This is a genomic window from Micromonospora sp. 4G55 (assembly GCF_016803375.1).
Genome location: NZ_JAEVHN010000181.1, coordinates 1 through 10,759, shown reverse-complemented (window position 1 = coordinate 10,759; position 10,759 = coordinate 1). Strand labels below are relative to the sequence as shown.

General features: G+C 75.4%; 8 protein-coding genes and 5 pseudogenes. 8 read left to right on the top strand and 5 right to left on the bottom strand.

Annotated elements, in window-relative coordinates; genetic code table 11:
• Window positions 1-55 precede the first annotated feature (55 nt).
• On the bottom strand, window positions 56-448 hold the full coding sequence (locus JNW89_RS16690; RefSeq protein ID WP_088979381.1) for a WhiB family transcriptional regulator: 393 nt from the start codon (window positions 446-448) through the stop codon (window positions 56-58).
• 200 nt (window positions 449-648) lie between these two features.
• Window positions 649-1,347 carry an SOS response-associated peptidase gene (locus JNW89_RS16685; protein ID WP_238448306.1) on the bottom strand — a complete coding sequence of 233 codons (699 nt, stop codon included), beginning with the start codon at window positions 1,345-1,347 and terminating at the stop codon, window positions 649-651.
• A gap of 102 nt (window positions 1,348-1,449) precedes the next feature.
• Between JNW89_RS16685 and aroA the strand changes: the two are divergent.
• The 4 genes and pseudogenes from aroA to JNW89_RS16665 all read left to right on the top strand — a co-directional run bounded on the left by aroA (window position 1,450) and on the right by JNW89_RS16665 (window position 5,669).
• Window positions 1,450-2,749: pseudogene (aroA, locus tag JNW89_RS16680) on the top strand (3-phosphoshikimate 1-carboxyvinyltransferase).
• 204 nt (window positions 2,750-2,953) lie between these two features.
• Window positions 2,954-3,852, top strand: a pseudogene (gene rsgA, locus JNW89_RS16675) (ribosome small subunit-dependent GTPase A).
• A 25-nt stretch (window positions 3,853-3,877) separates the two neighbouring features.
• On the top strand, window positions 3,878-4,696 hold the full coding sequence (gene hisN, locus JNW89_RS16670) for a histidinol-phosphatase (RefSeq protein ID WP_238448303.1): 819 nt from the start codon (window positions 3,878-3,880) through the stop codon (window positions 4,694-4,696).
• A 60-nt stretch (window positions 4,697-4,756) separates the two neighbouring features.
• Window positions 4,757-5,669, top strand: a pseudogene (locus JNW89_RS16665) (hypothetical protein).
• Here the strand turns inward: JNW89_RS16665 and JNW89_RS16660 are convergent.
• A pseudogene (locus JNW89_RS16660) lies at window positions 5,627-6,825 on the bottom strand (glycosyltransferase). The pseudogenes JNW89_RS16665 and JNW89_RS16660 overlap by 43 nt on opposite strands.
• A 475-nt stretch (window positions 6,826-7,300) precedes the next feature.
• Between JNW89_RS16660 and JNW89_RS16655 the strand changes: the two are divergent.
• From JNW89_RS16655 to JNW89_RS16645, 4 genes and pseudogenes are all read left to right on the top strand, one after another.
• Window positions 7,301-8,302 (top strand): SDR family oxidoreductase, encoded by a 1,002-nt coding sequence (locus tag JNW89_RS16655; protein ID WP_154942168.1) that lies wholly within the window; start codon window positions 7,301-7,303, stop codon window positions 8,300-8,302.
• Window positions 8,299-8,511 (top strand): annotated as a pseudogene (locus tag JNW89_RS38840) (sulfate transporter); the annotation flags it as partial. The gene JNW89_RS16655 and the pseudogene JNW89_RS38840, both read left to right, overlap by 4 nt.
• A 139-nt stretch (window positions 8,512-8,650) precedes the next feature.
• Window positions 8,651-9,097 carry an ATP-binding protein gene (locus tag JNW89_RS16650; protein WP_238449615.1) on the top strand — a complete coding sequence of 149 codons (447 nt, stop codon included), beginning with the start codon at window positions 8,651-8,653 and terminating at the stop codon, window positions 9,095-9,097.
• A gap of 73 nt (window positions 9,098-9,170) precedes the next feature.
• Window positions 9,171-9,743 carry a DUF5709 domain-containing protein gene (locus JNW89_RS16645; RefSeq protein WP_238449614.1) on the top strand — a complete coding sequence of 191 codons (573 nt, stop codon included), beginning with the start codon at window positions 9,171-9,173 and terminating at the stop codon, window positions 9,741-9,743.
• A 9-nt stretch (window positions 9,744-9,752) separates the two neighbouring features.
• Here the strand turns inward: JNW89_RS16645 and JNW89_RS16640 are convergent, their stop codons facing one another.
• Complete coding sequence (locus JNW89_RS16640; protein ID WP_238449616.1) at window positions 9,753-10,394, bottom strand: response regulator transcription factor; 642 nt, start codon at window positions 10,392-10,394, stop codon at window positions 9,753-9,755.
• A 14-nt stretch (window positions 10,395-10,408) separates the two neighbouring features.
• Window positions 10,409-10,759: sensor histidine kinase (locus JNW89_RS16635; RefSeq protein ID WP_238449613.1), on the bottom strand; the 351-nt coding region annotated here is incomplete at its 5' end.

Below are 10,759 nucleotides of genomic sequence, written 5' to 3'. Positions count from 1 at the left end.
GGGCGATCCCGGCCGGCTCAGTCGACGAGCGGTGCCGTGGCGGGCGGGTGCCGGCTCAGCTCAGCGGCACCAGCGTGAGCAGGCGGTCGCGCACCGGCGGGCCGGCGTCGTCCGCGGCGTCCGGATCCGGCTGCACCTCGCTGCGCCAGGCGACCAGCATGGCCCGCCGCTCGCGCGGCGTGGTGCCACCCCAGACACCGTGGCAGTCGCCGACCTCCAGCGCCCAGGCCAGGCACGAGCCCTGCACGTCGCAACTGCGGCAGAGCGCGACGGCGGCGTCGGCCGGTTCGTTCGGCGCCGGAAAGAATGTTTCCGGATCGACGCTCTGGCAGGTCCCTCTGGTCCGCCAGGCCTCGTCCTGGCGGCGTTCGCGCAACGCCCGCAACAGTCGCGGATCTCGTCGTGCGGCGGCCACCTCGTGCGGTCGGGGCATACGCGCCCGGGTCATCACACCCACCTCCCCCGTGGGACCGGCAAGATCGACGGGCATCGTTCGCACCGCGCGAAGACGCTCCCAGTGCCGGCGCTGTGTTCTATCGCACCCGCGGACGCGGAGACAAGGGGCTGTGCACAAAGATGACTGAAGATCCGAGCGAAATTTCGCCCGGAACTCTGGCAATTCGTACGCGACAATGTCGCGAATCGCGTTCAGAAAAGCGTCATTTCCCCCTCGACGCGCTCCTCGGGCAGCGGCACCCGCTCGATCAACCCCGGCCCGTCGTTGCGCACGTCGCCCACCGCCGGGCCCACCGGGCGGATCTCCAGACCGGCGAGCCAGTCGACCGGCGGCGGGGCGAGCAGCGTGGCCGGATCGTCGGCCGGCCCGAGCCAGGCCGCCCAGCGGTCGGCGGGCAGCAGCAGCGGCATCCGGTCGTGCACCTCGGCCAACTCCCCCACCGCGGCGGTGGTGAGCACGCTGAAGGTGAGCAGCGACTCCCAACGTGACCAGATGCCGGCGAACGCCAGCACGGAGCCGTCGCGGGGGGTCATGTAGTAGGGCTGCTTGCCGCCGGCGGGGCGGCGCACCCACTCGTACCAGCCGTCGGCGGGGACGAGGCAGCGCCGGCGGGCGAACGGGTCGGCGTACGCGCGGCTGGTAGCGACCGTCTCGACCCGGGCGTTGATCATGCGGGCGGCGCCGGCCGCCGAGCGGGACCAGTGCGGCACCAGGCCCCAGCGCCCGGCCGACAGCACCCGCCCGGCCTCGGCGTCCACCCGTACGACCGGCACCGGATCGGTCGGCGCGACGTTGTGGTCGGGCGCGAGCCGGCCGTCGGTGTCGTCGTACGACTCGAACAGCGCGCTCAGGTCACCGGCGCTCCGGGTCGTGGCGTACCTCCCGCACATGGCGCACACGCTAACGCGCCGCCGGCTTCCCGGCTGTCCCGCCAACCGGGAGTAGGACCGACGGCCGGCTACACCGGCCGGCGAGCTTGGCAGAATGTAACCGTGGGGAATCCGACAGCGACCCGGCCGCCGCAGCCGTGGACCGCACCGACCGCCAGCGATCCGGTTGCCGCGACGCTGCGCCTGCCCGGCTCCAAGTCGATGACCGCCCGGGCGCTGGTGCTCAGTGCCCTGGCCAGCGGTCCGTCGACCCTGCACGGGCCGCTGCGCGCGCGGGACACCGAGCTGATGGCCGGCGGGCTGCGGGCGATGGGCGCGCACATGTCGATCTCCGACGACGAGCGCTGGCTGGTCCGGCCGCACCGGCTGGTCGGTCCGGCCCACGTCGACGTCGGGCTGGCCGGCACGGTGATGCGCTTCGCGCGCCGGTCGCCGGCCTGGCCGAGGGCGGGTCACCTTCGACGGCGACCCGCAGGCCCGGGTCCGCCCGCTCGGCCCGCTGATCGGCGCGCTGCGCTCGCTCGGCGTACGCGTCGAGGCCCCGACCGCCGGCAGCCTGCCGCTGACGGTGCAGGGCACCGGCCGGGTCGCCGGCGGCGAGGTGGTGATCGACGCCTCCGCCTCCAGCCAGCTCGTCTCCGGCCTGCTGCTCGCCGGCGCGCGCTTCGACCGGGGCGTGGTGGTGCGCCACCAGGGCCCGCCCGTCCCCTCCGCGCCCCACCTGCGGATGACCGTGCAGATGCTGCGGGCGGCCGGCGCCGCGGTCGACGACAGCGTCCCGGACGTCTGGGTGGTCGAGCCCGGCCCGCTGGCCGGGCGCGGCTGGGAGATCGAGCCGGACCTGTCCGGCGCGGTCCCGTTCTTCGCCGCCGCGCTGGTCACCGGCGGTGAGGTGACCTTGCAGGGCTGGCCGCGCAGCAGCGCCCAGCCGGTCGAACAGCTCCGCTCGCTGCTGCACCGGATGGGCGGCGAGGTGACGCTCGGCACGGCCGGCCTGACCGTGCGCGGCACCGGCACGGTGCACGGCCTGGCGGCCGACCTCTCCGACGTCAGCGAGCTGACCCCGGCGCTGACCGCGCTGGCCATGCTGGCCGACTCCCCGTCCCGGTTCACCGGCATCGCGCACATCCGCGGCCACGAGACCGACCGGATCGCCGCGCTGGCCCGCGAGTTCACCTCGCTCGGCGCCGACCTGACCGAGTCCTCCGACGGGCTGGAGATCCGGCCCCGCCCGCTGCGCGGCGGCACCTTCCGCACCTACGCCGACCACCGGATGGCGCACGCCGCCGCGGTCGCCGGGCTGGCCGTTCCCGGCATCGAGGTGGACGACGTGGCGTGTACCTCCAAGACCATGCCCGAGTTCCCGGCGCTATGGTCGGCAATGGTGACCGGTAAGAGCTGAGGCGTAGAGGGGGCGGTCCTGGCGACCAGACGGCGGGAGTACGACGAGGACGACGTACGGGTCCGGCCCGGAAAATCCTCGCGTCCACGCACCCGCACCCGGCCCCAGCACGCCGACGCGGTGGACGGCTTCGTGATCGCCGTCGACCGGGGCCGCTACACCTGCGTGCTGGCCGGCGCCGACGCCGACGACACGGTGACCGCGATGCGGGCCCGGGAGCTGGGGCGCAAGTCGGTGGTGGTCGGCGACCGGGTGGGCCTGGTCGGGGACACCTCCGGGGCGGCCGGCGCGCTGGCCCGGATCGTCCGGATCGCCGAGCGGCGCTCGGTGCTGCGGCGGACCGCCGAGGACGACGCGACCACCGCCGAGGGGCGGCTGGAACGGGTCGTGGTCGCCAACGCCGACCAGCTGGTGATCGTCAGCGCGCTGGCCGACCCGCCGCCGCGCACCGGCTTCATCGACCGCTGCCTGGTGGCCGCGTACGACGCGGGCATCGAGCCGCTGCTCTGCCTGACCAAGGCCGACCTGGCCGGGCCCGAGCAGGTGCTCGGCTACTACACCGAGCTGGAACTGCCGTACGTGCTGGTCCGCCCCGACTCCGACCTCGACGCGCTGCGGGCGCTGCTCGCCGGCCGGGTCTCGGTCATGGTCGGGCACTCCGGGGTGGGCAAGTCGACGCTGGTCAACCGCCTGGTGCCGGAGGCCGCCCGGGCCTCGGCGTGGTCAGCGCGATCGGCCGGGGGCGGCACACCTCCACCAGCGCCGTGGCGCTGCGGCTGCCGCCCGCGCCGGGCGTCGACGGCGACCCCGGCTGGATCATCGACACCCCCGGGGTACGCAGCTTCGGGCTCGCCCACGTCTCGGCGGAGAGCCTGCTGCACGGCTTCGCCGACCTGGTCGAGGCGACGGTGGACTGCCCGCCGAACTGCCCGCACACCGCCGACGCGCCCGACTGCGCCCTGGACGCCTGGGTGGCCGCCGGCAAGGCCGACCCGCGCCGGCTGGCGTCGTACCGTCGGCTGCTGTCCTCCCGGTCCGGGGAGGGTGACCCGCGCGGCGAGGCCGACCAGCGGAATCCGGGCGACCCGCTCGCCGGGTCCTGACCCGGGCGTGGCTACCGTTTCTCCCATGACCGGGTACGCCGACGACATCGCCCTCGCCCACCAGCTCGCGGACGCCGCCGACGCCATCTCCACGGCCCGCTTCCGCGCGCTCGACCTGCGGGTCGAGGCCAAGCCGGACCTCACCCCGGTCTCCGACGCGGACACCGCGGTGGAGCGGGAGATCCGGGCGCTGCTGGCCGACCGGCGCCCCGGCGACGGCCTGCTCGGCGAGGAGTACGGCGAGCAGCCCGCCGCCGGGCCGGGGGGTCGACGCTGGGTGGTCGACCCGATCGACGGCACCAAGAACTTCGTCCGGGGCGTGCCGGTCTGGGCCACCCTGATCGCGCTGCTGGACGGGGACCGTCCCGTGGTCGGGCTGGTCTCCGCCCCGGCGCTGGGCCGCCGCTGGTGGGGCGCGCTCGGCGAGGGCGCGTACGCCGGGCCGGACGCCGCCTCCGGCGCGCCGATCCGGGTCTCCGCCGTCGGCGACCTGGCCGACGCGAGCTTCTGCTACTCCTCGCTCAGCGGCTGGGAGGAGGCGGGCCGGCTGGACGCGATGCTCCAGCTCATGCGGGACACCTGGCGCAGCCGCGCGTACGGCGACTTCTACGGTTACATGCTGCTGGCCGAGGGTGCACTGGACGTCATGGTGGAGCCCGAACTGTCGCTCTGGGACGTCGCCGCGCTGGTGCCGGTGGTGACCGAGGCCGGGGGTGTGTTCACCGATCTGTCCGGCCGCGGAGTCCCTGCTGGGGACGGTTCCGGGGAGCACAGCGCGGTGGCCAGCAACGGCCTGCTGCACACCGACATCCTCGCCCGGCTGGGTCGGCCAACCGCGCGCTGAACCCCGGGCACCCTCTATCCTCGCCAGGTGGTGTCCTCCGGTTGGTGCTTCCTCGCGGCCATGATCGTCGCGTACGGCTTCGCCAACATGTTGCAGTCGGTCGCCGCCGCCCGGACGACCGTGCACCACACCTTCGATCCGGGGCTGCTGCTGAAGCTGGCCGTGCACCGCACCTACCTGGTCGGTCTGCTCTGCCAGGTGACCGGGTTCGTGCTGGCCTTCCTGGCCCGCCGGGACCTGCCGCTGTTCCTGGTGCAGGCCAGCGTGGCCGCCGGGCTGGGGGTCACCGCCCTGCTGGGCGTGGTGGTGCTCAAGTGGCGGCTGCCGAAGGCGGAGGTGGCCCTGCTGGTGCTGCTCTTCGGCGGGATCACCGCGCTGGTGCTCTCCGCCCAGCCGGCGCCGTCGAAGTCCCTCGGCACCGCCGGCCTGGTCGCCCTCGCCGTGGCGCTGGGCGGCATCGGGGTGCTCGGCTTCTTCGCCGTCCGCCTGCACGGGCCGCCCGGGTCGGTGGCGCTCGGCTCGCTGGCCGGGATGGCGTTCTCCGCCGCCGCGGTGGCCGCCCGCCCGCTGGCGTCCGCGCCGACGGTCGAGGCGTTCGTCCAGGACCCGCTGCTCTACCTGCTGATCGCGCACTCGCTGGTCGGGCAGCTGCTGCTCGGGCTGGCGATGCAGCGCGGCTCCACCACGGCCGCCGTCGCCGCGATGGACGCCGCCGGGGCGGTGCCCGCCGCGATCGTCGGCCTGCTGCTGCTCAACGACCGGATCTGGCCGGGCCGGGAATGGTTGGCCGCGGTCGGCTTCCTGGTCACCCTCGCCGCGGTCATCGGGCTCACCCGGTACGCCGAACCACAGCACCACCATGCCGTCGTCCGGCGACGGGAACGGATCGCGGTCGGCGCCGGCTCCGGCGACCACCGCTCTAGACGGCGGTCAGGCCTCGACCGGCTTGCGCCGGAGCACTACCCGCTCGTAGAGCCGCTCCAGGGCGCTGGCGGTGCGCTCCCAGGTGTAGCTGCACCGCACCCGGTCCACCGCCGCGTGCCCGTACGCGAACCGCCCGGCGTTGTCGGCCAGCAGCCGGCGCAGCGTCACGCCCAGCGTGCGGACGTCGCCCGGGGGCACCAGCCGCCCGGTGACCTCGTCGACCACGGCGTCGGCGATGCCGCCCATCGCGTACCCGACCACCGGCACGCCGCAGGCCATCGCCTCCAGCGACACCCGGCCGGCGGAGGAGTAGTGCGGGGTGCAGGCGACCACGTCGGCCGAGCGGTACCAGGTGGCCATCTGGTCGTGCGGTACCGCCCCGACCAGCTTCACCTGGTCGGCGACCCCGGTCCGCTCGGCCAGCTCACGCAGCCGGCGGGCCTCGGCGTGGGTGGCCAGCTCCTCCGGCGGCGGCCGCCGGCGATGACCAGCTCGGCGTCGCCCACCAGGCGCATCGCCCGGATCAGGTCCTCCTGGCCGTGGCCGGGCGACAGCCCGCCGACGGAGAGGATGCGGGCCCGCTGGTCGCGGGGCGCTGCCTCGCCGTCGGGGTGGAACCGCTCGATGTCCACCCCGGCGGGGACCATCGCCACCGACGTGCGTTGCAGGCCCATCCGGGTCAGTTCGTCCACCTCGTCGTTGCACTGGGCGACCGCGATGTCCACCGCCCGGGTCAGCGCCCGCTCCAGCGGGATCCGCTCCCCCGGGCCGTCGTACTGCTGGCCGAGGTGGCGCAGCTGCTCGACGCCGAGGGAGTGGAAGGTCTGCACGACCGGGATGTCCGTCTCGCGTACCGCGTGGGCGGCGGCGAGGCCGCCGATCCAGTAGTGCCCGTGCACCACCTCGGGGGTCCACTCCGCGGCCCAGCGGTCGGCCAGCCACCGGCCGAACTCCGACACGTACGGCACCAGCTCGGCGGTGGGCGTGATCCTGGCCGGCCCGACGGGCACCCGTTCGAGGCGGTAGCCCTCCACCTCGACGACCTCCGGCAGGGCGGGGTCGTCCCGGCGCTCGTAGACCCGTACGTCGTGGCCGCGCCCGGCCAGCTCGGCGGCGACCCGGGCGATGTGCTCGTGGGTGCCGACGGCGGGGGCGTCCGCATGCCGGGCCGAGCCGGCGTGCGCGCAGACGAGGCCGACGCGCATGGTGCACCTCCATGCGATTCGTGAGGGATGGTCCTCCGGTCAGAGGGTCCCATTAACCTGACCCCGGCGAGCCGAAACCTGGCAGATCGGGAGCAGTCGGAACGCCGCCGGCCAGCCGTTCCGGGCACCCGGCCGGCGAGCCGTCGGCGGGCCCCCGCCCCCGGACTTTCCGCAGGTCCCCCGCGCCTTCGCGGCCGGTCCGGCCGGGCGAACGGAGGCCCGTACCCGGCCGTCCGGGGTGATCGGTTTACGCCACCGTCCAGCAGGGTGTCCGAAAGGCCGGGTTGGCCCCGGGATCGCCCCCGGGCGGTGTCGGGGCGGGACCGCCCGACCGCGGGTTCCGCCGATCGCCGGGGCGCCGCCCCGGCCCGGACGCCGGCCTCCCGCCGACCGCCGGTGCGGCCGACCCAGGCCCGGTGCCGATCCGTTGCCCACCCGGCCGCATGACCCACTCTGGTCGGGGTACCGACGAAGAATGCCGCTAACCCGAAGTCTCTCGGACGCCGTCGTGGTGGTCACCGGCGCCTCCAGCGGCATCGGTACCGCCACGGCCTACGCGCTGGCCCGCCGGGGCGCGGACATCGTCCTCGCCGCCCGCAGCGAGCCCGCCCTGGAGGACGTCGCCCGGCGCTGCCGGGAACTGGGCGGCCGGGCGCTCGCGGTGCCCACCGACGTGACCGACCCGGTGGCGGTCGAGGAACTGGCCGCCCGCGCCGCGGCCGAGTACGGCCGGATCGACGGCTGGGTGAACAACGCGGCGGTCAGCGCGGTCGGGCTCTTCGACGAGATCCCGGTGTCGGAGTTCCGCCGGGTGCTGGAGGTCAACCTGCTGGGCGCCGCCTACGGCATCCGTGCCGCGCTGCCCTGGCTGAGCCTCTCCGGCGGCGGGGTCGTGGTCAACAACGCCTCGGTGCTGGCCGAGGTGGCGATGCCCTACCAGTCGGCGTACAACGCCACCAAGCACGGCATCCGCGGGCTGGCCGACACGGTCCGGCAGGAGCTGCGGGTCACCGGCCGGGGCAACATCTCGATCTGCACCGTGCTGCCGGCCACCATCGACACCCCGTTCTTCCGGCACGCCGGCAACCACACCGGGCGCGAGCTGGTCCCGCCGCCGCCGGTGTACCCGCCCGAGATGGTGGCCGAGACCATCGTCCGGCTGCTGCGCCGCCCCCGCCGGGAGGCGTACGCCGGCGGCGCGGCCCGGCTGATCGGCCTGCAGTGGCGGCTCGCGCCGGCGCTGGCCGAGCGGGTCCTCGGCTGGTACGCCCACCGGACGCAGTTCGGGCCGTCGGGCGCGGCGGACAGCACCGGCAACGTCTTCCGCGCCGACGCCGAGGCGCAGCGCGAGGGCGGCTGGCACGGCCGACGCCGGCAGGTGGTGCGGGTGACCGCCGCGTTCGGGCTGGCCGCCGCCGGTACCGCGGTCGGCACGATGGCCGCGATGACCCGCCGCTCCCGGGCGGAGCGGCGATGACCGGCACGGAGCGGCCGGGTGCGCGCCCGGCCGCCGGCATGCACAATGGGACGATCATGCCGACGGACGCGCGATGCCTGGTGGAGGCGGACGAGTCGTCCGCGACCGTGCGGCTGAGCGGCGTGCTGGAGCCCACCGCCGCCGACCGGGTCCGCGACGCCCTGCTGGCGCGACTGAGCGACCGACCCGGCCCGATCGTGGTCGACGTGGCGCGGCTGCGCTCCACCGACGGCAGCGCCGCGCGACTGCTCACCGAGGTCCGCCGCGCGGTAGCCGACTGGCCCGCCGCCGACCTGCGGTGCTCGACCCGGCCGGCACGGTCACCGGCGTCGACGCGACCGGCTGCCGGTGTACGCGACCGCCGACGAGGCGACCGCCGCGCTGGCCCGTACCCCGATGGCGGCGCTGCTCGCCGCGGACCTCGCGCCCACGGTGGGTGCCGCCCGGCAGGCCCGGGCGATGATCGCCGACGGGTGCGCCCGCTGGGGCGTGCCGCAGCTGACCGAGCCGGCGTCCATCGCGGTGACCGAGATGGTCAACAACGTGGTGGCCCACGCGCGGACGCCGATGACGGTCCGGCTCGCGCCGCGGGACAGCTCGCTGCACCTCGCGGTCCGCGACCACTCCCCCCGGCAGCCCGCGTACGCCGGCCTGGCGCCGCTCACCTCGACCGGCGGCCGTGGCCTGCTGCTGATCGACACGGTGGCCCGGCGCTGGGGCAGCACCCCGGTGCCGAACGGCAAGGTGGTCTGGTGCGTGCTCCACGCCGAGGACGAAGCCGCGCGCCAGGGCTGACTCCTCCCCTTTCGTCCCGATCGCGGAGCCGGACCTCGGTTACCCGGGGCATGGCAGTGGGTAGTGATCAGTCATGCGCGACGACCAGTACCCGACCCCCGTCTCCGACCCAGAGGCGGAGGGCCTGCCCGACACCGCCGACGACGACTCCACCGCCAACGACGACGTCCTCACCGGCCGGGAGGCCGACGGCCCGGAGCCGGCCCAGCTGCCCGGCGACCGCACCCCGGTCGCGGTCGACAGCTTCGGCACCACCGCCGAGGAGCAGCTCGACGGGGAGTCGCTGGACTACAAGCTCCAGCGGGAGCAGTACGAGCGCCCCGCCGACGACCCGCTGGCCGGCCCGGTCGACCCGGACATCGCCGCCGAGGCGGACAGCGACGAGGCCGCCGCCGAGGCGCAGCTGGACGCCGACGTGATGAACCCCGGTCCCACCTCGGACCCGCACTCCCCGGTCTCCATCTACGACCACGGCAAGCTGGGCACCATCGCGGACTCCCAGGTGGGCCGGCTGGTCGAACCGGACGAGGGGGCGCACACCGACCAGGAGACCGACTCGGTCGCCTACGACGCGGGCTCGGCCGGCGGCGGGGCCACCGCCGAGGAGCTGGCGATCCACGAGACCCGGCCGCCGGAGTCGCACTGAGCCGGCCGCTCAGTCGTCGAGCCCGCGCTCGATCGCGTAGCGGGTCAGTTCGACCCGGTTGTGCAGCTGGAGCTTGCCGAGCGTGTTCTGAACGTGGTTCTGCACGGTGCGGTGCGAGAGCCCCAGCCGCTCGGCGATCTGCCGGTACGACAGCCCCTTGGCGACCAGACGCAGCACCTCGGTCTCCCGCTCGGTGAGCCGGGGTGCCGCGTCGTCCCGGCCCGACCGGGCCCCGCCGTCGGTGGCCAGCCGGCGGTACTCGCCGAGCACCAGTCCCGCCAGGCCGGGCGTGAAGACCGGCTCCCCGGCGGCGGTGCGGCGCACCGCGTCCAGGAACTCGGCCGGCGCGGCGGACTTCACCAGGTAGCCGGTGGCGCCGGCCTTCACCGCGTCCAGGACGCTCTGCTGCTCGCCGCTGGCCGACAGCATCAGCACCCGCACCTCGGGCAGCACGGCCCGCAGGCCCCGGATCACCTCGACCCCGGAGATGTCGGGCAGCTGGAGGTCGAGCACCACCACGTCGGGCCGGGCCGCCGCGGCCACCCGGACCGCCTGCCGCCCCTCACCACTGGTCGCCACCACCCGGTGGCCGGCCTCGGTGAGGTCGCGGGCCACCCCCTCCCGCCACATCGGGTGGTCGTCGACCACCATCACCCGTACCCCGGTCACCCGTCCTCCCTCGGTACCACCAGCTCCACCTCGGTGCCCTCCCCCGGCGCGGAGACGATCCGCACCTCGCCGCCGAGGTCGGCGATCCGGCCCCGGATCGACTGGCTCATGCCCAGCCGCCCCTGCCGGGCCGCCTCGACCAGCCGACCCTCGCCGATGCCCGGGCCGGCGTCGCGTACCGACACCGTCACCGTCTTCCCCTCGTCCTCGACCAGCACCCAGGCGCGCCCGTCGGCGTGCCGCCGCACGTTGTCCAGCGCCGCCGCGGTGGCGGCGGCCAGTTCCCGGGCCACCGGGGCGGGCAGCGGTACCGGGGTGGCCGGGGCGGAGACGGAGACCGTCGCCGA